The organism is Tsukamurella pseudospumae, from assembly GCF_001575205.1.
Classification (GTDB): domain Bacteria; phylum Actinomycetota; class Actinomycetes; order Mycobacteriales; family Mycobacteriaceae; genus Tsukamurella; species Tsukamurella pseudospumae.
Genome location: NZ_LSRE01000001.1, coordinates 426,614 through 448,597 on the forward strand (window position 1 = coordinate 426,614; position 21,984 = coordinate 448,597).

The 21,984-nt window shown below is 71.2% G+C and carries 19 protein-coding genes and 1 pseudogene; 3 read left to right on the forward strand and 17 right to left on the reverse strand.

The window, feature by feature from the left end:
* Positions 1 to 4 precede the first annotated feature (4 nt).
* From AXK61_RS01975 to AXK61_RS01985, 3 genes are all read right to left on the reverse strand, one after another.
* Positions 5 to 1,057, reverse strand: coding sequence for a beta-keto acid cleavage family enzyme (locus tag AXK61_RS01975; protein ID WP_068743501.1), 1,053 nt, complete (start codon positions 1,055 to 1,057; stop codon positions 5 to 7).
* Positions 1,058 to 1,125: 68 nt separating this feature from the next.
* A complete protein-coding gene (locus AXK61_RS01980; protein ID WP_068569354.1) occupies positions 1,126 to 2,007 on the reverse strand; it encodes a TauD/TfdA dioxygenase family protein in 882 nt (293 codons plus the stop codon).
* Positions 2,008 to 2,041: 34 nt separating this feature from the next.
* Positions 2,042 to 3,022 carry a quinone oxidoreductase family protein gene (locus AXK61_RS01985; RefSeq protein WP_068569353.1) on the reverse strand — a complete coding sequence of 327 codons (981 nt, stop codon included), beginning with the start codon at positions 3,020 to 3,022 and terminating at the stop codon, positions 2,042 to 2,044.
* 120 nt (positions 3,023 to 3,142) lie between these two features.
* Between AXK61_RS01985 and AXK61_RS01990 the strand changes: the two genes are divergently transcribed.
* Entirely contained in the window at positions 3,143 to 4,162 is a 1,020-nt protein-coding gene (locus AXK61_RS01990) for an AraC family transcriptional regulator (RefSeq protein WP_231855395.1), read from the forward strand.
* A 12-nt stretch (positions 4,163 to 4,174) separates the two neighbouring features.
* Here AXK61_RS01990 and AXK61_RS01995 read toward each other — a convergent pair whose 3' ends face one another.
* Positions 4,175 to 4,753, reverse strand: a complete 579-nt coding sequence (locus tag AXK61_RS01995) for a hypothetical protein (RefSeq protein WP_068743503.1) — start codon at positions 4,751 to 4,753, stop codon at positions 4,175 to 4,177.
* A gap of 138 nt (positions 4,754 to 4,891) precedes the next feature.
* On the opposite strand from AXK61_RS01995, the gene AXK61_RS02000 reads away from it, so the two are divergent.
* Positions 4,892 to 6,097, forward strand: coding sequence for a bifunctional glycosyltransferase family 2/GtrA family protein (locus tag AXK61_RS02000; protein ID WP_231855400.1), 1,206 nt, complete (start codon positions 4,892 to 4,894; stop codon positions 6,095 to 6,097).
* A pseudogene (locus tag AXK61_RS02005) lies at positions 6,094 to 8,061 on the forward strand (glycosyltransferase family 39 protein). Before AXK61_RS02000 ends, AXK61_RS02005 begins: the two are co-directional and overlap by 4 nt.
* 18 nt (positions 8,062 to 8,079) lie before the next feature.
* Here the strand turns inward: AXK61_RS02005 and ruvB are convergent.
* The 13 genes from ruvB to AXK61_RS02070 all read right to left on the reverse strand — a co-directional run bounded on the left by ruvB (position 8,080) and on the right by AXK61_RS02070 (position 21,971).
* Positions 8,080 to 9,120, reverse strand: a complete 1,041-nt coding sequence (gene ruvB, locus AXK61_RS02010) for a Holliday junction branch migration DNA helicase RuvB (RefSeq protein ID WP_068569910.1) — start codon at positions 9,118 to 9,120, stop codon at positions 8,080 to 8,082.
* A gap of 64 nt (positions 9,121 to 9,184) precedes the next feature.
* Positions 9,185 to 9,784 carry a Holliday junction branch migration protein RuvA gene (gene ruvA / locus AXK61_RS02015; RefSeq protein WP_068743505.1) on the reverse strand — a complete coding sequence of 200 codons (600 nt, stop codon included), beginning with the start codon at positions 9,782 to 9,784 and terminating at the stop codon, positions 9,185 to 9,187.
* The gene (ruvC, locus tag AXK61_RS02020; RefSeq protein WP_068743507.1) at positions 9,781 to 10,368 is read right to left on the reverse strand and encodes a crossover junction endodeoxyribonuclease RuvC; all 588 of its coding nucleotides are present in this window, start codon (positions 10,366 to 10,368) and stop codon (positions 9,781 to 9,783) included. Before ruvC ends, ruvA begins: the two co-directional genes overlap by 4 nt.
* Before the next feature lie 162 nt (positions 10,369 to 10,530).
* Complete coding sequence (locus AXK61_RS02025) at positions 10,531 to 12,234, reverse strand: VanW family protein (protein ID WP_068569347.1); 1,704 nt, start codon at positions 12,232 to 12,234, stop codon at positions 10,531 to 10,533.
* Between the two features lie 81 nt (positions 12,235 to 12,315).
* A complete protein-coding gene (locus AXK61_RS02030; RefSeq protein ID WP_068743509.1) occupies positions 12,316 to 13,071 on the reverse strand; it encodes a YebC/PmpR family DNA-binding transcriptional regulator in 756 nt (251 codons plus the stop codon).
* A 45-nt stretch (positions 13,072 to 13,116) separates the two neighbouring features.
* Positions 13,117 to 14,505 carry a WS/DGAT/MGAT family O-acyltransferase gene (locus AXK61_RS02035; protein WP_197466725.1) on the reverse strand — a complete coding sequence of 463 codons (1,389 nt, stop codon included), beginning with the start codon at positions 14,503 to 14,505 and terminating at the stop codon, positions 13,117 to 13,119.
* A gap of 42 nt (positions 14,506 to 14,547) precedes the next feature.
* Positions 14,548 to 15,153, reverse strand: a complete 606-nt coding sequence (pdxT, locus tag AXK61_RS02040; protein ID WP_068569344.1) for a pyridoxal 5'-phosphate synthase glutaminase subunit PdxT — start codon at positions 15,151 to 15,153, stop codon at positions 14,548 to 14,550.
* A gap of 19 nt (positions 15,154 to 15,172) precedes the next feature.
* A complete protein-coding gene (locus AXK61_RS02045) occupies positions 15,173 to 15,997 on the reverse strand; it encodes an acyl-CoA thioesterase (RefSeq protein WP_068569343.1) in 825 nt (274 codons plus the stop codon).
* 20 nt (positions 15,998 to 16,017) lie between these two features.
* On the reverse strand, positions 16,018 to 16,821 hold the full coding sequence (locus tag AXK61_RS02050) for a PP2C family protein-serine/threonine phosphatase (protein WP_068569342.1): 804 nt from the start codon (positions 16,819 to 16,821) through the stop codon (positions 16,018 to 16,020).
* Positions 16,818 to 18,173, reverse strand: coding sequence for an RDD family protein (locus tag AXK61_RS02055; RefSeq protein WP_082789171.1), 1,356 nt, complete (start codon positions 18,171 to 18,173; stop codon positions 16,818 to 16,820). Before AXK61_RS02055 ends, AXK61_RS02050 begins: the two co-directional genes overlap by 4 nt.
* A gap of 96 nt (positions 18,174 to 18,269) precedes the next feature.
* Positions 18,270 to 19,202 carry a pyridoxal 5'-phosphate synthase lyase subunit PdxS gene (gene pdxS / locus AXK61_RS02060; RefSeq protein ID WP_068569340.1) on the reverse strand — a complete coding sequence of 311 codons (933 nt, stop codon included), beginning with the start codon at positions 19,200 to 19,202 and terminating at the stop codon, positions 18,270 to 18,272.
* Between the two features lie 172 nt (positions 19,203 to 19,374).
* Entirely contained in the window at positions 19,375 to 20,934 is a 1,560-nt protein-coding gene (locus AXK61_RS02065; protein WP_068569337.1) for a serine/threonine-protein kinase, read from the reverse strand.
* Positions 20,935 to 20,942: 8 nt separating this feature from the next.
* Entirely contained in the window at positions 20,943 to 21,971 is a 1,029-nt protein-coding gene (locus AXK61_RS02070) for an NUDIX hydrolase (protein WP_068569909.1), read from the reverse strand.
* Positions 21,972 to 21,984: the final 13 nt, after the last annotated feature.

Genomic DNA, 21,984 nt, shown 5'->3' on the forward strand with positions numbered 1-21,984 from the left:
CCGTTCACGCGTGCTGGGTGAAACCGAGCTGGCCGGCGACGCGGTTCGGCGCGTAGCCCAGCTTCGCCAGGGTCTCGTCGACGGAGTTGTACTGCTCGCCGATGCGGTAGATGTCGCGGGCCTCCTTGCCGGTGGCGACGTCGCGGCCCAGCTCGTGGCTGATCCGCACCAGCTGCTTGACCTGATCGACGGACTTGATCTTCTCGCCCGGCTTGCCCCAGATCGTGTCCTCGTTGCCGCAGCGGGTGTGCAGCCCCAGCGCGATCGCCAAGGTGTTCACCGGAAGCACCGAGCGCATGAGCGTCTCGAGGGTGAGGATCGCACCGTCCGGGACCCGGTTGATGAAGTTCATGATGTTGTACGGGTTGGGGCCGTCGAAGCCGCCGCCGATGCCCACCCAGGTGAGATTCAGCGGGCCCATGTACTTGCCGCGGCGGATCAGGCGCTCGACGGTCTCCAGCTGCGGGATCGACGAGAGCTGGAAGTGCGGCTGAATGCCGTTGGCGGTCAGGCGACGCAGGTGCTCCTCCACCCACTCGGGGCCGGCGGGGACCGTCATCTCGCGGTAGGTGTCGTACAGCTCGGGACGCTGCATCGAGGTGCCCTCGATGTCGCCCTCGGTCATCAGCTCCATGATGTTCATCTGGCTGGTGTTGATGGCGATCGTGACCTGGTCGGGCTTCGGATCGAGCTCGGCCAGCATGTGGCGGGTGTCATCGGAGAGCCACTTGGCGTCGGCGCCGTCGCCCTCGGGGGCGAACGAGATCGAGCCGCCGACCTGCAGGATCATGTCCGGCACGGCCTCGCGCAGGCCGGAGAGCAGCTCGTTGAACTTGCTCAGCCGCTTGCTGCCGTGGCCGTCTTCCTCGCGGACGTGGATGTGGAGCACCGTCGCACCGGCCTCGTAGCAGTCCACGGCCTGCTGGACGTGCTGTTCCATGGTGAGCGGGAGGTCCTCGCGGAAGTCGTCGAGTTCCCACTCGGGGCCGTACGGGGCGACCGTGATGACCTGCTTCTCCTGGACCTCGGGGAACAGGGCGTCGTCGTGGAAATGCATGGTGGTTCTCCTTGTGCGTGGTTGTGGGGCTGATTGATTCGAGAGCGTTCGGGGTTACGGGGGTTCGTTCAGTACGGGCGGTCGCCGACGATGCCGGCGCGTTCCATCCGGCGCACGGCCGGCCAGTAGTCCTGCACCGCGTAGTGCTGGGTACAGCGGTTGTCCCAGATGGCGAAGCTGTCCGGCGTCCAGCGCCAGCGGACCTGGAACTCCGGCACCGCGGCCTGGCGCTGCAGGTACTGCAGGAGGTCGCCGGCGCCGGGCGCGTAGTCGAAGCCGAAGCGGATGTTCGCGTCGTTGTGGAAGTTGGTCAGGTGCGTGGCGAAGGCGTTGACGAACAGGATCTTCTCGCCGGTGTCCGGGTGGGTGCGCACGACGGGGTGCTCCGCGTCGGGGAACTTCGCGTGCAGCGCGTGGCGCTGTTCGATCGGCAGGCGCGCACCGAAACTGGCCTCGATGGAGTGCCGGGCGCGCAGGTCCGCGATCCGGTCCTTCACGTCCTGGGGCAGGGCGTTGTACGCGGCCACCATGTCGACCCAGATGGTGTCGCCACCCACGTCGGGGCCCTCGACGCAGCGCAGTACCGAGCCGAAGGGCGGGCACTCGCGCCAGGTGGCGTCGCAGTGGAAGGCGTTCTCGTAGGCCTCGCGGTCGCTGTCGAGGTCCTTGTAGATGCGGACCAGGCCGGGATGGTCGGGGTCGCTGCCCAGGACGGGGTGGCTCTCGAGCTCGCCGAACCGGCGGGCCAGCGCGACGTGGTCCGCCCGGCTGATGGGCTGATCGCGGAAGAAGAGCACCTTGTGTTGGATCAGCAGAGCGCGGAGCTCGGCGAAGAGGTTGTCGTCGTGGGCGACCTGTGCGAGGTCCACGTCGGTGACCTGGGCGCCGATGTGGGCGGTCAGGCGCTCGGCGCGCATCGTGGCGGTGGGCTGGGTGGTGATGACGGTCATGGTGCTGCCTGTGCTTCTGTGTGGCCGGGTCGGATCAGGGGATGAGGATCGAGGAGCCGGTGAGGGCGCCGGACTCGAGCTCCTTGTGAGCACGCGCCGCGTCGGCGAGCGGGTAGGTCTGCCCCACCTGGATCGTGACCCGGCCGGCGGCGATGTGGCCGAACAGCTCGCCGGCCAACTCGGCGCGCTCTTCCGGGTCGGCGATGTAGTCGGCGAGGCCGGGGCGCGTGACGAACAGCGAGCCCTTGATCGCGAGCTGCATCGGATCGATCGGCGGGATCGGGCCCGACGACGTGCCGAAACAGACGAGCAGGCCGCGCTTGGCGAGGCTGTTCATCGACGCCTCGACGGTGGCGGCGCCGATACTGTCGAGCACCACCGGCACGCCCTTGCCGTCCGTGAGCTCGCGGACGCGCTGGGCGGTGTCCTCGCGGCGGTAGTAGATGATGTGGTCGACGCCGTTGGCGCGGGCGACCTCGGCCTTCTCCTCGGTGGAGACGGTGCCGATCACCTTCAGGCCCAGGAGCTTCGCCCACTGCGCGACGATCAGGCCCACTCCGCCGGCGGCCGCGTGCAGCAGGATGGTGTCGCCCTCGCGGTACGGATGGATGCGGCGCAGGAGGTACGAGGCGGTGAGTCCGCGCATCGTGCAGGCCGCGGCGGTGGTGAAGTCCACGCCGTCGGGCAGGTGGATCAGATGCTTGGCCGGGAGCACGAACTGGGTGCTGTACGCGCCGAGCGGGGTGCCGGTGTAGGTGTACGTGACGCGGTCGCCGGGCGCGAAGTCCTCGACGCCGGGACCGACCTCCTCCACGACGCCCGCGGCCTCGACGCCCATGCCGTTCGGCAGGGGAACCGGGTACAGGCCGGTGCGGTAGTAGATGTCCGCGAAGTTCAGGCCGATCGCGTGGTGCCGGATCCGGACCTCGCCGGCGCCGGGTGCACCCACCTCGACCTCCTCCAGCTGGAGCACCTCGGGTCCGCCGGTCTCGTGGAAACGGATCGCGTTCGCCATGTCGGGGAGTTCCTCTCGTCGGTTCGCATCGGAATGTGATGCAGAGAACATTAAGAGCCGATCGAGCGCTAAACTGTTCTTCTCGGGACGCTGAACTATTCACATCGGGACGAGGTGGTGATGATGGTCACAGCGAAGAAGCCGCTCGCCCGCTACGCGTCGCTCGCGAACTACGCCGAACTCACCCGGTCACTCGGTGGCGATCCGCAGCAGCTGCTCCGCGCCGCAGGCCTGGATCCACGCGGAATGGCGGTCCAGGACCGGTGGGTGCCGGCGGCCGCCGTCAACGACCTGCTCGAGCGCACCGCCCAGGTCACCGGACGCGACGACCTCGGCCTGCGACTGGCCGAACTACGACGCCTCTCGCACCTCGGCCCGCTCAGCCTGGTGCTGCGCGAGGAGCCCGACGTGCGCAGCGCTCTCGAGATCCTCATCCGGCACGAGCGCATGTACAACGAGGCGCTGCACACCCGGCTCGCGGTGTCCGACGGTGTCGCCACCCTCCGCGTGGAGCTCGACCTCGACCGCCCCGCACCGGACCGGCAGGCGATCGACCTCGCCGTCGGCGTCCTCTACGGCCTGCTGCGCGAGCTCCTGGGCGGCGACTGGTCGCCGCTGTCGGTGTCGTTCGGTCATCCCCCGCCGCGGAACGCCGACATCGTCCGCCGGATGTTCGGCGGCGCACTGCATTTCGACGCCGACCTCAACGGGATCACGCTCTACGAGCGGGACCTCGACCGCCCCACCGCGACCGCCGACCCGCAGCTGCGGATGTACACCCGGCGTCTGCTCGACGGCGAGCCGGGCTCCGGCCAGGAGGCCACGGGCCGGATCCGCGAACTGGTCGACCTCCTGCTGCCCACCGGACGGTGCTCCGCGGAGCAGGTGGCGCGCAGCCTCGGAGTGGACCGGCGCACCGTCCACCGCTGGCTCGCGGCCGAGGGCACGACGTTCACCGAACTCGTCGACGATGTCCGGGCCGGGCTGGCACGACACCTCGTGGCCGGCAGGCGGTACTCGTTCACCGAGATCGCCGAGATCCTCGCGTTCTCCAGCCCCTCCAACTTCTCGCGGTGGTTCCGCGGCCGGTTCGACACCACGCCCCGCGCCTGGCGGCGGAACGCGGGCGACCCTCGATGACCCCGCGGCGCCCTACCGCGTGCGAATCCGGCCCCACCAGAACATGAACAGCCCGTAGCCGAGCAGCGCCAGCGAGATCAGGCACACCCAGCCGGGCGCGAGGGTCGAGCGGAGTGCGACGGCGAACGCCGCCGTGACGCCCGCCCAGAGCGCGATGCACAGCAGGACGACACCCACCACTGCGGCCAGCGTCCATCGATTCGTCCGCGTCCACCGGCGCTCCCAGCCGTGCGGTTCGAGGGCGCCGCGGACGAACCCGTCGATCCGGCCGGAAGGGTCCGCCAGCCATTGCCGAGTCCTCGGGTCGTACGTGAGGCTCACCCCGCCGGTCCACCGCTTCCCCACGAACCCGCCCGCCGCGACCTGAGGACCGGGCCCCACCTGCGACCAGCTCTCGTGCACCACACCGGAATCCGCCGTCATCGGCAGGGGTGCCTCGAGCCGATAGGTCCGCCGCCCCCGGTCCGGCACGACCACGACGCCGGCGTCGCCCGCGCTGCTCACGACACTGATGGAGCCGTCGTCGAGCTCGGCCACGTCGAAGCCGGCGCCGTGCGCCGCCTCGGAGAGTCTCCCCACCACCTCGTCCATGGTCACGAATCTAACCCGCTCGCAGCGACCCCACAGATTCAGGACAGGATCACGGCAGCGCGGCATTCGAAACTCAGTGCCATGACAACCGAGATCGCATCGGGCCCCAGGGCCACGGACGACCCCGAGAGCGCCGACATGGGCGCCTCCTCCGCCTCGACGGGCGCCGCACCCGTCCTCGACATCGTGATCCCCGTGTACAACGAGGCCCACACCCTCGCGCACTGCGTGGAGACCCTCCACGCCTACCTCGACCGCGCACTGGGCATCCCGGCCCGGATCACCATCGCAGACAACGCCAGCACCGATGACACCCTGTCCGTCGCCCGTGCCCTCGCCGGTGCGATCGACGGGGTGCGGGTGGTTCACCTCGACGCCAAGGGGCGTGGCCGCGCACTGCGCCGGGTCTGGGCGGAGTCCGACGCCCACGTCCTGGTGTACATGGACGTCGACCTCTCGACCGACCTCAAGGCCCTGTACCCGTTGGTCGCTCCCCTGCTGTCCGGCCACAGCGACCTTGCGATCGGCACCCGCCTGGGACGCGGCGCGAAGGTGGTCCGCGGCCCCAAGCGCGAGTTCATCTCCCGCGGGTACAACCTGTTGCTGCACACCGCGCTGCGCGTGCGCTTCTCCGACGCCCAGTGCGGCTTCAAAGCGATCCGGACCGATGTCGCGCGGGAACTGCTCCCCCTCGTCGAGGACGGCGAATGGTTCTTCGACACCGAACTGCTCGTGCTCGCCGAGCGCGCGGGCCTGCGCATCCACGAGGTCCCCGTCGACTGGACGGACGACCCCGACAGCCGGGTCGACATCGTCGACACCGTGAAGAAGGACCTGCGGGGCGTGATCCGCGTGGGGCGCGGTCTGGCCACCGGCAGCCTCCCCCTCGACGATGTCCGCCGCGCCCTCGGGCGGGAGGAACCACAGGTCGACGGGGTGCCCCGCGGCATGGTCGGCCAGCTCGCCCGGTTCGCGGTGGTCGGCGTCGCGAGCACCGTCGCCTACGCGCTGTTGTACCTGCTGCTGCACCCCGTGATCGGGGCGCAGGCCGCCAACTTCACCGCGCTGCTCATCACCGCGGTCGGGAACATCGCCGCGAACCGCTCCTTCACCTTCGGCGTGACCGGCCGCGAGGGCGCGGCGCGGCACCACGCACAGGGACTCGTCGTCTTCCTGGTCACGTGGGCACTGACCGCGGGCAGTCTCGTCGCACTCGCGCACGTCGCGCCCCACGCGAGCCGGGAACTCCAACTGGCGGTGCTCGTGGTCGCGAATCTCGTCGCGACGGTGACCCGATTCCTGGGCATGCGTGTGATCTTCCGCTCCGCGGGCGGCGCCCCGTGACCAGGACTGCGGAACGCTGCGCGCTGGCCGTCCTCCTCGTGGGGACGGCCGTCGCCTACCTCTGGGGCCTGGGCCGGGCGGGCTGGGCGAACTCCTTCTACTCCGCGGCGGTGCAGGCCGGCACGGAGAGCTGGAAGGCGATGTTCTTCGGCAGTTCCGACGCCGCGAACTCGATCACCGTGGACAAGCCGCCCGCCTCGCTGTGGGTCATGGAGTTCTCCACCCGGATCTTCGGCGTGAACTCGTGGGCGATGCTGGTACCCCAGGTCCTCCTCGGCGTCGCGTCGGTCGCGCTGCTGTACGCGACGGTGCGCCGGCGGTTCGGGCCCGTCGCCGGGCTCCTCGCGGGACTCCTACTGGCCGTGACCCCCGTTGCGGCCCTGATGTTCCGGTTCAACAACCCCGACGCCCTCCTGGTGCTGCTGATGATCGCCGCGACCTGGGCGATGCTCCGCGCGGTCGAGGACGGCCGTTGGCGTTGACTGATCGCCTGCGGCGTCCTCGTCGGGTTCGGCTTCCTCACCAAACAGCTCGCGGTGATGCTGATCGTCCCCGGACTCGCGCTCACCTACCTCGTCGCCGGTCCGCCGCGGATCGGCACGCGGATCGCGCAGCTGTTCGCCGCGGGCGCCGCGATGGTCGTCGGTGCGGGCTGGTGGCTGCTCACCGTCGAGCTGTGGCCCGCCGCGTCGCGGCCCTGGATCGGTGGCTCGCAGAACAACTCGATCCTCGAGCTGACTCTGGGCTACAACGGCCTCGGCCGGCTCAACGGCAACGAGAAGGGCAGCGTCGTGCCGGGCCGCGGCGTGGACGCATCGTCGTACCTGCCGGGCGGAACCGAGCTGCCCTCCGGGTTCGAATTCCCCGGCGGCGGCAAGGGCGGCGGCATGTGGGGCGACCCGAGCATCCTGCGGATGTTCCAGCCCGAGCAGGCCGGACAGATCGCCTGGCTCCTCCCCGCGGCGCTTCTCGCCCTTGTGCTGGTCCTCGTGCTGCGCGGCCGCGCGCCGCGGATCGATGGCGACCGCGCCGCCGTGATCGCCTGGGGCGGATGGCTGCTGGTCACGGGCATCACCTTCAGCCTCATGGCGGGCATCTTCCACGCGTACTACACGGTCGCATTGGCACCCGCGATAGCGGCGCTGGTCGCGATCGGCGTCGCCGTGGGATGGCGCGAGCGCGCGCGGCCGTGGGTCCGGGTGGCCGGCGCCCTCGCCGTCGCGGCGACCGGAGCGACCGGCTGGTACATCCTCGTCCAGACGCCGAGCTGGAATCCGTGGCTGCGCTGGCTGATCGCGGCCGCCGCGGCGATCGGGACGGTCGCGCTGCTCGCTACGCTCGTGCCCGCGGTCCGACAGGCACGGGGCCTGGTCGGCGCCATCACCCTCGCGGCCCTCGTCACCGGGACCGCTGGGCAGGTCGCCTTCGCCGCCGAGACGATCGCGACGCCCCGGCAGGGCGCGATCGTCTCCGCCGGACCGTCGAGCGGCCACGGCTTCGGCCCGGGACGAGGCGGGAAGGACATGCCCGAGTTCGTGAAACGGTTCGCCGAGCGGTCCGGTCCGGGCGCCGACGGTGAGCGGGGGCGCGGCGGACCGTCGTTCCTGATGGGCAGTGAGCCGAGCGCGGCCCTCAAGGCCCTCCTCCTGCAGGATGCGGACCGCTACACCTGGATCGCGGCGACCGTCGGCGCGAACAGCGCGGCCGGCCCGCAGCTGGCGACGGGCAGGCCGGTCATGCCGATCGGCGGGTTCAACGGCACCGACCCGTCGCCGACGCTCGCGCAGTTCCAGCAGTACGTGGCGGACGGGAGGATTCACTACTTCCTCGCGGAGTCCGGCGGGTTCGGCTTCGGCGGTAGCGGTTCCGGTACCGCCGCGGAGATCCGGGCGTGGGTGGAGAAGACCTTCACCGCGCACACCGTCGACGGAACGACCGTCTACGACCTGACCGCACCGAGGTAGAACACGGCTCGTCGCCGCTCAGAACAGGCGCTCGTCGCCGGTGTCGAAGTCCCCGCGGACCTCGATGCCGGAGGCGAGCGCCCCGGCTGGCGGAGTCAGGCCCAGGTGGTGCCACGCGGCCATGGTCGCCACGCGGCCGCGCGGCGTGCGGGCCAGCATGCCGGCGCGCACGAGGAAGGGCTCGCACACCTCCTCGACGGTGCCCGGCTCCTCGCCGACCGCGACGGCCAGGGTCGAAACACCCACGGGCCCACCGCCGAAGCTGCGGATCAGTGCTCCGAGCACCGCGCGGTCGAGGCGGTCGAGGCCGAGCTCGTCGACGTCGTAGACCTTGAGCGCCCCGCGCGCCACCTCGACGGTGACGACACCGTCGGCGCGGACATCGGCGAAGTCGCGGACGCGGCGCAGGAGGCGGTTCGCGATGCGGGGCGTGCCGCGGCTGCGGCTGCCGATCTCCGCCGCGGCCTCCCGCTCGATCGTGATGCCGAGGATCTTCGCGCTCCGCTCGATGACCTGGATCAGGTCGGCCGTCTCGTAGAAGTCCATGTGCGCGGTGAAACCGAACCGGTCGCGCAGCGGACCGGTGAGCGCGCCGGACCGGGTGGTGGCGCCGACCAGGGTGAACGGCGCGACGTCGAGCGGGATGGACGTAGCGCCCGGCCCCTTGCCGACCACGACGTCCACGCGGAAGTCCTCCATGGCGAGGTAGAGCATCTCCTCGGCGGGCCGCGCCATGCGGTGGATCTCGTCGATGAACAGCACATCGCCCTCGACCAGGTTGGAGAGCATCGCCGCCAGGTCTCCCGCGCGCTCGAGCGCCGGTCCCGAGGTGACCCGCAGGGCGGTGCCGAGCTCGGCGGCGATGATCATCGCGAGGCTGGTCTTGCCCAGGCCGGGCGGGCCGGAGAGCAGGATGTGATCCGGGGTGCCGCCGCGCAGCTTCGCGCCGTGCAGCACGAGCTGCAGCTGCTCGCGGACCTTCGGCTGGCCGATGAACTCGTCGAGGGACTTCGGCCGCAGCGACTCGGTGTCGTCCCCCGCGAGCGCCGACGGGCCCATGACGCCCTCGACATCGTCGAACTCGCTGCCGAACTCGCCGTCGACGCCCTCGTCGTACTGCACGTCAGCCGCGTCCCAGCGACTTCAGCGCGTCGCGCAGCAGCTCGGAGACCGGCTTGCCCGCGCCCGCCTCGACCGCGGCCGCCACCGCCGGCTCGGCCTGCTTCGGCGTGAAGCCGAGCCCCTCGAGCGCGTCGATCAGCTGCTGCGCGACGCCGCCGACCGGCACCGTCGACCCCGCCGGGCCGGAGCCGTCCGACGGTGCCGCGGAGACCTTGTCCTTGAGCTCGATGTGGATCCGCTCGGCGACCCGCTTGCCGATACCGGGGATCAGGCACAGCGTCTTGAGATCGCCGGACGCGATCGCCGTCTGCATCTGCGCCGGGTCCAACACGGCGATCGCCGCCATGGCGAGCCGGGGGCCGACCCCCTGCACCGTCTGGAGCAGGTGGAACAGCTCCTGCTGCGGGCCGTCGGTGAAGCCGTACAAGGTCTGCGAGTCCTCGCGGACCACCATCGACGTGAGCAGGAAGCCCTCACTCCCCCTGGTCAGCGTGCCGGCCGTGTTCGGGGCGACGAGGACCTTGTAGCCCACGCCGCCGCACTCGATCACGACGTGGTCCAGACCGATGTGCCGTACCTCGCCGCGCAGCGACGCGATCATCGCACTCCCCCCGTCACCTTCTTGGCCGCACGACGCTGCGCCGCGAGCCGCTGTTCGAACACCTTCTTCTGCTCCGCCGCCTTGCGCTCGGCCTCCGCCATCCGCGCGATCATCGGCGCCCGCCAGCTGTGGCAGACCGCCAGCGCGAGCGCGTCGGCTGCGTCCGCGGGCTCCGGCGCCTTCTGCAGGCCGAGGATCCGCGTGATCATCGCCGTGACCTGGGCCTTGCCCGCGTTGCCGTTGCCCGTGACGGCCGCCTTGACCTCCGACGGAGTGTGGAAGTGCACGTCGATCCCCCGGCGCGCGGCCGCCAGCGCGACGACGCCACCCGCCTGCGCCGTCCCCATCGCGGTGGAGACGTTGTGCTGCGCGAACACGCGCTCGACCGCGATCACGTCCGGCTCGTGGGTGTCCATCCAGAACTCCGCGGCGGTCCACACCGCGAGCAGGCGCTCCGGCAGCGGCATCGTGGGCGGCGTGCGCACCACGTCGACGTCGAGCGCGGTGACCTTGCGGCCCAGTCCCGACTCGACCACCGACAGGCCGCAGCGCGTGAGCCCGGGGTCCACCCCCATCACCCGCATGACCGCACCTCCGCGCACCGTCGAACACTCAAACCTTTGTTCGAGAGTATACCCCGCGCCCAGTACGCCGGTCCGCACCAACACGCTTCCCCGATTGAACACCGTTATGGAGAGCAAACCCGCAGGTCGGATTCTCCATAACGGTGTTCAATTCGGCTGGGGTCACTCGCAGATGACGGTGGGCACCGGGTCGTACTTGACGGTGCGGGTGTGGCGCGAGATCACGCTCCCGGACCGGGCGTCCGTGATCGTCCGGGTGTTGCTCGTGGTGAAGCCCGGCTGGCCGGTGCTGGCGACGCAGTGCGGGCCCTTCGGCAGCCGGATGGTCGACGGCTGGGTCGCCAGGCTGCGCGAGCCGGTGCTCGAGGACACCTCTCGGGTCTTGGTGCTCCACATCCGCACCGACACCGACGACGCGCCGCCGCTCGCCTCGATGACGATGCCGTACGGCGTGTTGTTCGTGAATTGCAGATCGATCGCGCCCTCGAAGACCGTGGCCTCCCGCGCCTCGGGGTACCGCGAGATGTAGTAGCTGTGCTCGGTGTGGCCGGCGTCCTCGAGGCCGGCGAAGTACGCGGCGTTGTACAACGTGGTCGCGAACTGCGAGATGCCGCCGCCCACGGCCTTGTCGGGGCGCCCGTTGTTGATGATGCCCGACTCGACGTAGCCCTGCGCCGTGCCGCGAGGACCGGTGTACCCGTTCAGCGAGAAGGTCTCCCCGGGCAGGACGACCGCGCCGTTCACCTGCTGGGCGACCCGCCGGATGTTCACGCCGGACGCGTCGCTGAATCCGCCGGTCGAGAACTCGCTGACGACCTCCCGCACGCCGAGCTCCTTCGCGCGCGCCGTGGTGAGCTTGGGCTCGACGGTCTTGAACTGCGCCGTCGCCGTGCGGCCCTGCGTGGACTGCTCGACGACGGCCTTGGACACCGCGTCGATCGTGGGGTCCCACACCACCTCGCGACCCGGGACCGCGTCGGTCACCGTCGGCGTGCCACCCGAGACGCTGAACCCCGCGTCCTTCGGCTTCGCGACCGCCGACTCGAGCCGCGTGCCGAGCAGCTTCTTCGCGGCCTCCCGGTCGACCTTCGGCGCGAGGTTGCCGGCACCGTCGGGCCGGAAGGACAGGAACGTGCCGATGTCCGCACCGGACACGCGCCCGACGGTGCCCGCGGGCGTCTGCCCGGAGCCGTCCCGACGGAGCACGACCTCGGCGGCGACGGCCTGCGCCGCCGCTCCGGTCGCGACCTTGTGCACGGTGTCCGAGGACACGGTCGGGGTCACCTTCTCCGTGGGGAGCACGATGTCGGTGCTGTCCGGCCAGGCGGCGGCGACGGCCGCCGCGGCGTGCGCCGGGTCGATCCGGTCGCCGGCCTTGGGCTCGACGGCGACGGGCCTGCCGGACCGGTAGACGACGGCACCGTCGGCGGCCGCCTCCGTGAGCGGGCCGCCCACCTTGGCCAGCGCCGCGTCGAACACCGCGCGGTCGATCGTGGAGGCCGGGTGCACGTGCCGCGCGCTGACGAGCCCGACCAGGTCGCGCAGCGGCGATCGCTGGTCGATCGCGCGCTGCACCGTGCCGGGCACGTCCATGGTCAGCCCGAGCTCCGCGGGCGTGAGTCGGACGGTGCCCTTGTCGGTGCGCAGCGTCACCGGCTCGGCATCCGCGCGGCGGGCCGCCTCCGTCAGACGGGCGGCCGCATCGTCCCGGCCCAGGGCGCCGAAGCCGACGCCGATGGCCGTGGCCCCGTGCACCGTCTCCGCGCGGCCCGTCTCCCAGACGGCGGCCCCGCCCGCGCCGAGCAGCAGGGCGGCCACCAGGGCGAGTGCCGGGGCACGGCGCAGCGCCGTTCGGGTGCGAGTCACAACCTGAGAATATCCTGACGCATTATTACCGGACAGTAGACCCGATGCGATACGTCAATCCTGTGCCCGCGGCGAGGACGATCAGTCCTCCTCGAGCTCCGCCAGGACCTCGTCCGAGATGTCGACATTGGTGTAGACGTTCTGCACGTCGTCGCTGTCCTCCAGCGCGTCGACCAGCTTGAACACCTTGCGCGCGCCGTCCACGTCGACGGGCACCTCGACCGAGGCGCGGAAGCCCGACTCCGCGGAGTCGTAATCGAAACCGGCCTCCTGCAGCGCGGTGCGCACGGCGACCAGATCGGTGGGCTCGGCGATGATCTCGAACTGCTCGCCCAGGTCGCTGATCTCCTCGGCGCCCGCGTCCAGCACAGCCATGAGCACGTCGTCCTCGGACTGGTCGTTCTTGTCGAGCGTGACGATGCCCTTGCGCGCGAACAGGTACGACACCGAGCCCGGATCGGCCATGTTGCCGCCGTTGCGGGTCATCGCGACCCGGACCTCGCCCGCGGCGCGGTTGCGGTTGTCGGTGAGGCACTCGATGAGGACGGCCACGCCGTTGGGCCCGTAGCCCTCGTACATGATCGTCTGCCAATCGGCGCCGCCCGCCTCCTCGCCGCCGCCGCGCTTGCGGGCGCGCTCGATGTTGTCGTTGGGGACCGACGACTTCTTCGCCTTCTGAATGGCGTCGAACAGGGTGGGGTTGCCCCCGGGATCGCTACCGCCGGTGCGCGCCGCGACCTCGATGTTCTTGATCAACTTGGCGAACAGCTTGCCGCGCTTGGCGTCGATCCCCGCCTTCTTGTGCTTGGTGGTGGCCCATTTGGAATGGCCGCTCATCGATCCCTCGATTCCGTTCGGGTGCGCTGCATCAACCCTGCGAGTTTACGTGAACGCCCGCTCCAGCTCAGCCAGCGCGTCTTCGAGGTGGTGGATGATCCGCTGCACGTGCGGCACCGACGTGCGGCACGCGGTGATCCCGAACTCGAGGTTCCGGTTGTTGGTGCAGATCGTGATGTTCACCGCCTGCCCCTCCCACGGAATCGATGCGGGGTACACGCCGTCCAGATGGGCGCCGTTCCAGTACATCGCCTCCCGCGGCCCCGGGACGTTGGAGATGATGAGATTGAACGGGGGCCGGGTGCGGCCGGTGTAGTTCGGCAGGAAGCCGGGCGCCAAGCCCGCGATGTTCGCGCCGCTGAGCGCCAGGACCTGCAGCGGCGACAGCTCGCCCATCACCTTGCGGGCCGAGATCACCGATTCGCGGATCACCTCGAGCCGCTCGGACGCCTCCGGCAGATCCGTACCCAGCGTCGCGATGACCGCGCCGACGGCGTTGGAGGACTCCACGTCATCGGCGTCCTTGCGCAGCGAGACGGGGACCATCGCGGTCAGCGAGCGGTCGGGCAGCTCGCCGAGCTCCGCCAGGTACGCGCGCAGGGCGCCGCCGCACATCGCGAGCACCACGTCGTTGACGGTCGCGCCGGCGGCCTTGCGGACCGCGTCGATGCGATCGAGCGAGTAGGACTGGGCCACGAACCGGCGGGCACCGCCGATCGGCACGTTGAAGATCGTGTGCGGCGCCTGGAACGGGGCCGTGTAATCGTGGTCGCGGAACGCACTGCCCGCCACCTTGAGCGACGCCGGGAGCATGCCCAGCACCTCGCCCGTCAGCCCGCCGACCTGCTTGACCGTGTCCAGCGGGTTGAACGGCAACAGGCCACCGCTCTTCTCCGTCGCGGGCGCGGTCGCCTTCTTGCGCCGGCCCAGGCCGGGCTGCCACACGACCCGGCCCTCCATGTCGTTCGGGTCGTTCGACAGCGCGAGCGTCATGTAGCGGAGAGCGGAGACACCGTCGACCAGGGAGTGGTGCACCTTCGAGAACACGGCGTACCGGCCGTCCTCGAGGCCCTCGACCACGTGCACCTCCCACATCGGACGGTGCCGGTCGAGCAGCGTCTCGTGCCACAACGACACCTGCTGGAACAGTTCGCGGATGCGCCCCGGCTTCGGCAGGGCGGAGTGCCGGACGTAGTAGTCCATGTCCAGGTCGCCCACCGACGACCACCACGTGTTGCCGAGGATCCCCACCGGATCCGCGGGCCGGCGGCCGAACTTCTCGCTGATCTCGGTGCGCCCGCGCATCGTCTCGACGACGGACCGCACGAAATCCGGACCGGCGCCCTCGGGAGGGGTGAAGAGCTGGAGCCCGCCCACGTGCATCGGATGCTCGCGGGACTCCGCCAGCAGGAACATCGAATCGGTCACCGGCATGTAGCTCACGAAGCCACTCCCCTTGCTCCTACGGCGGCGTTGTCACGCGCCCCGGACGACGTCCACGAAGCGCCGGTGGATCCGCAGATCGCCGGTGACCTCGGGATGGAAGGATGTGGCCATCGTCACACCCTGCTGAACAGCGACCACCGTACCCGCCGACTCCCCGGCACCGTCGGGCACCCTGGCCAGCACCTGGACCCCCGGCCCGACCCGCTCCACCCACGGCGCACGGATGAACACGGCACGCACCGGGTCACCGTCGATCCCGGCGACCTCGAGGTCCGTCTCGAACGAGTCCACCTGCCGCCCGAAGGCGTTCCGGCGCACCGTCATGTCGATCGCGCCGAGGCAGCGCGCGTCGGGTCGGGTGTCGAGCACCTCGGAGGCGAGCATGATCATTCCGGCGCACGAGCCGTACGCGGGCAGGCCGCCGGCGAGCGCGTCGTGGAGCGGGTCGAACAGGTCGAAGACGCCGAGCAGCCGGCTCATGGTGGTCGACTCGCCGCCCGGGATCACGATGCCGTCGACGGCCGCGAGGTCCGCCGCCGTACGCACCACGGCCGTGCGCGCCCCCACCGCCTCGAGCGCCTGACGGTGCTCGCGCACGTCACCCTGGAGAGCCAGTACCCCGATCCGCACAGTCACGGGGCACCAGCCTATTCGGCTACTCCCGGAAGCGGTGCAGGCCCTCCTGGATGACGACGGCCACGAGGTTGCCGTCCTGCGCGTAGATCCGTCCGGCGGTCAGCGCGCGCCCGCCACCGGCCGACGGTGACGTCTGGTCGTAGAGCAGCCATTCGTCGGCCCGGAACGGGCGCAGGAACCACATGGCGTGGTCCAAGGAGGCCACCTGCGTGTCGACGCCCGGATGGGCGACGCGCGCCGATCCGAGCAGCGTCATGTCGCTCATGTAGGCGAGCGCGCTGGTGTGCACGTTCTGATCGTCGGGCAGGCGGCCGATGTGCCGGAACCAGACCTGCTGGTGCACCGCGCGACCCGCGTAGGGCGCGGTCTCGTCCTGCGGCACGATGCGGATGTCCCAGTCGCTCCACTCCTCGAACAGGCCGAGGCTCTCGCGGGTGGCGTTCGGATCCTCGCGGGGGCTGGGCACCGACTCGGGGGCGGGCGTCGGCGGCATCTCGTCGCTGTGCTCGATGCCGGCCTGCCCCGGAAGCTGGAACGACGCCGACATGGAGAAGATCGCCTCGCCGTTCTGCACGCCGTTCACGCGCCGCGTGCAGAAGGACCTGCCGTCGCGGATCCGGTCGACGAGGAAGACCGTGTCGGCATCCGGGTTACCGGGCCGCAGGAAGTAGCCGTGCAGCGAATGCACCTGCATCGCATCCGGGACCGTCTCGATCGCCGAACGCAACGCCTGGCCGGCCACCTGGCCGCCGAAGGTGCGCACCAGGATCGAGGGTGCGTGAATACCGCGGAAGATGTCGCGGTCGATCTGTTCGAGACTCAGCAGCGCTTCGATGTCAGCCACGAGGAAGGACTCTACTCAGGTCACCAGTCCGGATCGGTCTGTTCCGTGGTGGCGTCCACCACGATCACGGTGACGTTGTCGCGACCGCCCGCGTTCAGGGCCGCGGCCACGAGCTGATCGGCGCACTCGTCGATCGGCGCGTCCGAGTCGAGGATCTGCCGGATCTCGTCGTCGGTGAGCTCGCCGTTGAGACCGTCCGAACAGACCAGCAGCTTCTCGTGCGGCTGCGCCGGCACGATCCAGAAGTCCGCGTCGGGCTCCATCCCGGCGCCCAGGGCGCGGGTGATCACGTTGCGCCGCGGGTCCACCCGCGCCTGTTCCGGGCTGAGGAAGCCGCCGTTGATCAGCTCCTGGACCTGGGAGTGGTCGACGGTGAGCTGCTCGAAGTAGCCCTCCGCGAGCCGGTAGGTCCGCGAGTCGCCGATGTTGACGACCAACCAGTGGGGAACGCCCTCGTAGGTGGTCAGGAGCAGGCCGGTCACCGTGGTTCCGGCGCGCTTGCCGGTCTCGGAGTCGATGGCCTCGATCGCCGCGTGCGCGTCGCGCAGCCGGTCGACGACCTGCTCCATGACGACCTGCGCCTCCGCCGGCTCCGGCCCGAAGACCTCGGCGAGCGCCTCGAGGGCGGCGGCCGAGGCCACCTCGCCCGCGTCGTGCCCGCCCATGCCGTCGGCGAGCAGGAACATGCCCGGGCCGGTGAGCGCACCGTCCTCGTTGGTCAGGCGCACCCGCCCCGGATTGCTGATGGCGACCCACTTCATGGACACGCCGCCCTGCGCCCCGTAGACGATCTCGGAGCGCGCCTCCCCCGCGTCCGTCGTCATCCGCCGAACACCTTGAAACTCCGCTGACCCATGTGCACGACGCTGCCCTTCTCCACGGCGTACCTGATTCCCTTGGTGAGCTCGGTCCACGAATCACCGAAGGCGATCGCGGACCCGTTGGTCGAGCCCACGTCCTCCACCCACAGTTCACCGCGGGTGATGCCGAACAGCAGGTGCGTCTTGGACACCGACGCGGTGTCGTCGACCAGCACGTGCTTGGTGACCGTGGACGAGTCCGCGCCCGCGGGCAGCACCGGCTCGCGGCCGATGATGCCGTCGCCGCGCACGTCCACCGAGTGACCGTCGTCGAAGCGCAGCACGATCGGTACGCCGCCCGACTGGATCGGGGTCGGTGCGGCGGGGCGCGGCGGCTGCGGCATCGGACGGCCGGCGGGCGCCGGACGTCCGCCTCCCGGGAAACCGGGGCCGACCGGACCCGAAGGGCCGACGGGGCCGGGCGGGAACTGCTGGCCCGGACGCTGCTGCGGACCGGGGCCCTGGGGTGCCTGCGGCGGCGGGGTCTGCTGGGGTGCCTGCGGCGGCGGGGTCTGCTGGGGTGCCTGCGGCGGCGGCGCGAAGGCCGCGGCGGGCGGGAACGCGGCGGTCTGCTCGTCGCCGTCGGTGGGGGGCGGACCGAAGCGCGGCGGGATCGGGCGCAGGCCCGGGACGTCGTCGGGCAGCGGAGGCAGCTCGGGCGGGGCCATGCGCTCGCGCGGCTCCTCGACCTCGACGACCTCGGTCGCCGCCTCGGCGCCGATCGGGTCGATCCTGGTCTCCTCGGGCAGCGGGGTCGGGATGCGCTGCAATCCCCGGTCCGGTTCGCCGGTCACCAGGCCGCCCAGCGGGCCCGACGGTGCCGGGGCCGGTGCGCGGACGACCGTCGCGACGTCGGCCTCGTCGACCGTGGTCGTACGGGAGGCCTTCTCGTGGATGCCGCGCCGGGCACCGTCGGCCAGTACGGACCAGCCCGGGAGGTAGACGAGCGGGGCCAGGACGTTGAACACCACCGAGCGGATGGCCGCGGCCGGGAATCCGACGGTGCGGTGCGAGTCCGCGTCGACGACCCTGAGCCCGGCGAGGATCTTGCCGGGGCTGGCGCCGAACACACCGTGCAGCACGATGGACGCGACGATCGCGATCGCCGCTCCGACGCCGACGAGGATCCAGCCCATCTCGAGACCGGCGGCCACGTCGACGATCAGGGCGAGCGCGACCACGGTGGACGCGACGCACAGGTCCGCGATGTACGCGAGCACGCGCAGCGCGATCGGCGCCGACTCGACCCGTGATCGTCCCGGGGACACGGAGGACTGAGCCCCGTATCCCTCGGTGGCCGTTGCTTGGTCTGACATCCTCCGCCTCACTGATTTCACGATTTTCCGGTGTCACCCGACACACGCAGCATCGACGCTAGCGCGAATCGGGCGACACCGGCGGGCGACATGCCGTTACCAGCCGCGTTCCGCGAGGCGGTGCGGCTGCGGGATGTCGTCGACGTTGATGCCGACCATCGCCTCGCCGAGTCCGCGCGAGACCTCGGCGAGCTTGGCGGGGTCGTCGTAGAACGTGGTCGCGGCCACGATGGCCTTGGCCCGCTGCTCGGGGTTGCCCGACTTGAAGATGCCCGAGCCCACGAAGACGCCCTCGGCGCCCAGCTGCATCATCATCGCCGCATCGGCCGGGGTCGCGATGCCGCCGGCGGTGAACAGGGTGACCGGCAGCTTGCCGTTCTTGGCGACCTCGACGACGAGGTCGTACGGCGCCTGCAGCTCCTTGGCCGCGACGTACAGCTCGTCCTCGGGCAGCGAGGTCAGGCGGCGGATCTCGTCGCGGATCTTGCGCATGTGCGTGGTGGCGTTCGACACGTCGCCGGTGCCCGCCTCGCCCTTGCTGCGGATCATCGCGGCGCCCTCGGTGATGCGACGCAGCGCTTCACCCAGGTTGGTCGCGCCGCAGACGAAGGGCACCGTGAAGGCGAACTTGTCGATGTGGTTGGCGTAGTCGGCCGGGGTGAGCACCTCGGACTCGTCGATGTAGTCGACGCCGAGCGCCTGCAGGATCTGCGCCTCGACGAAGTGGCCGATGCGGGCCTTCGCCATCACGGGGATGCTGACGGCCTCGATGATGCCGTCGATCATGTCCGGGTCGGACATGCGGCTCACGCCGCCCTGCGCGCGGATGTCGGCCGGGACGCGCTCGAGGGCCATGACGGCCACGGCGCCCGCGTCCTCGGCGATCTTCGCCTGCTCGGGGGTGACCACGTCCATGATCACGCCGCCCTTCAACATCTCGGCCATGCCGCGCTTGACGCGCGCGGTGCCGGTGACGGGTGCGGTCTGGGGATCAGTGGACACTGACGGATCTCCTCGTAGCTGGGACATGCGGGGCTCCAGTATTCCCGATGACGGTGCGCGGTTTTCAGCCCGGGTCGCCGGGCCGTCCAACCCTCCCCCCGATTCATTGCAGCCCCACCGGAACGCCGGCCGTTTCGGTGGGGCTACGACGAATCGGAGGGGGCTGTGGCGTTTCAGTGGGGAGACAACGAATTGGGGGTCAGCGGGTCCAGACGGACCGGGCGGGCTCGGACGCCACCGACCGACCGTCGCCGCGGGTGATGACCAACCCGCCGGCGCTCACGGTGTAGATCGTGTCGTTGCGGGCCTCGCCCTTCACATCCGGGTTCCGCGCGCGGTACGAACCGGATCCCGCGGACGACGCAGGCAGGGTCAGGCCGCTGTTGTCGCCCGACGCGCGGGCGCCCCGATACGTGTACGCACCACCGGAACTGCAGATCACGATCCGTGACCCCGATCCGGCGCCGGAGGTGAGCATCGCGAGCTCGAGGGTCTCGCCGCCCGCGCACCGGGCGGGGCTGCCGATGAAGCCGTAGGCGTCGGTGCCGGGCACCGTCGGGACCCGTGCGCTCGTCGTCGCTTCGGAGGTCGACGGTGCCTCCGTCGCCCCGCCCGTCGCCCCGCGCGTCGCCCCACCGGGCGGCGCGGTGGCGGTCACCGTCGGGGCCGGCGCATCGGGACCCGAGCGGCCGAACGCGAGGTACCCGACGGCCGCCAGCGCGACGACCAGCACGGCGACCAGGGCCGCGAGGCCGATGACCCGGCCGTTCCCCTGCGCGGGCGGCGCGGGCGCCGGGGTGGGCGGCGCCGTGAACGCCGGAATCGGGGTGGGCGGCGGGGTCGGGCGGATCGTCGTGGCCGGCGCGGGCATCGGAGGCCGGTGCGGCGACGTCGGCCCGACGGTGGGCCGTCCGTCCGGCCGCGCGGCGACGAGCGCGGCCCGGAAGGCGCGGGCGAACTCGGCGTTGTCGGCGTAGCGGTCCCGCGGCTGCTTCGCCATCGCCCGCGCGAAGACCGCGGCCAGCCCCGGCGGCAGCCCGGCGAGCCTCGACGCCGGATCCGGCACCGGGGCGCTCAGGTGCGCCATCATCACCGAGCTGGGCGACCCGGGCCCGAACGGCGGGCCACCGGTGAGCAGCTCGAAGGCCGTGCACGCCAGCGAGTACTCATCGGCGCGGTTGTCGAGCGGCTTGCCCTCGATCACCTCGGGCGCGAGGTAGGCCATTGTGCCCACGGCGACGCCGGTCGCGGTCAGCGAGCTCGCCTCGTCACTGGCCTTGGCGATGCCGAAGTCGACCAGCTTCACCACCGGCGGCCGCCCCGATCGGGACGGTTCGAGCAGGATGTTGCCGGGCTTGACGTCGCGGTGCGTCAGCTTGCGTTCGGTCCAGGCCCAGTCCAGCGCACTGCCCACCTGGTCGAGCACGTCCGCGACCGTCGACGGCGGCAGCGGCCCGCGCGTGCGCAGGTACTGCGCCGCGTCCTCGCCCTCGACGTACTCCATCGCCAGCCACAGCCGGTCCTCGAACTCGCCGCGGTCGTAGATCGTGACGATGTTGGGGTGCCGGAGCCCGGCGAGGATGTCGGCCTCCCGCAGGAACCGCGCCGCGAAGTTGGGATCCCCGCCGAACTGCGGACCGAGCAGTTTCAGTGCATCCTGACGCGGCAGCCGCGGGTGCTCGACGAGGAAGACCTCGCCCATCCCTCCGGCACCGAGGCGGCGCAGCACCCGGTACCCGGAGATCTCCTTCGGCGACATCGCTCCCCCTACTCGACGCGCGCCGGAACGTCCGGCGCCGAGCCGGCGGCCAGCGCGGCCCGCACGTCGGGGACGAGGTCGGCGAGGCGCGCGGGGTAGACGGGGTCGGCGAGCGACCGGATCTCCTCCGCGCTGCACCAGCGCAACTCGTCCAGCGTGCGCCGCTCCAGGTCGGTCCAGCCCGACGGTGCCGGCTCGAACCGTTCGCAGGCGACGGCGAAGAAGTACTCGACCGAGTCGAAGACCTCGCCGTCGAAGGTGAACACCGCCTCCCGGCGGTACAGGGGGCCGACGAAGGCGGACGGCGGGAGCGCCCGCCCTGTCTCCTCGAGCAGCTCCCGGGTCGCGGCCGCGCGCAGGTCCTCGCCCCGCTCGACGCCGCCGCCGACCGTGAACCACCAGTGGCCGGGCGGGGATTCGCCCTCCGGAACGGGCTCGTGGCCGCGGACGAGGAGGACGGCGCCGTCGGAGTCGACGACGATGACCCGCGCGGACACGCGGCGTTCGTCGGTCTCCGCGAGCAGCGCGGCGGGGAGCACACCGCCCCGGTCGACGATGTCGAAGTACTGCGGCATGGGCGCCGTACCGCCGAGGTACAGCCAGCGGACGAAGCGACGGCCACGCAGCGCCCGGGTGTCGCGGACGGCGTCGTTGTGGAACCTGCGGGCCATGGTGACGCGGGTGTCGGCGTCGGCGATCTCGGCGACGAGCGAGCGGGGCAGGGTCTCGATGTCGATGGCGCCGATGGCGGCCGAGAGCTGGTTCTCCCGCGGCTCTCGATCCTCGGGCGCGGCGTTCTCCGCGCGGTCCGCGGCCCCGCGGAGCGCCCGGGCGGCGTCCTCGGGGATCGACGCCGCGACGGCGCGGGCCACGGCGGACCGTCGGGCCAGTGCGGCGTCGAGGGCCTGCATCGACAGGTCGACGCGCACGTGCAGGCGGTCCAGACGGTGCGCGGTCTGGTACGCCAGCGCCGCGACGATGAGCACCGCGACGACGATCAGCCCGATGACGAGCACGGTGGTGGCGGTCAGGTTCAGCACGGGTGCCCTC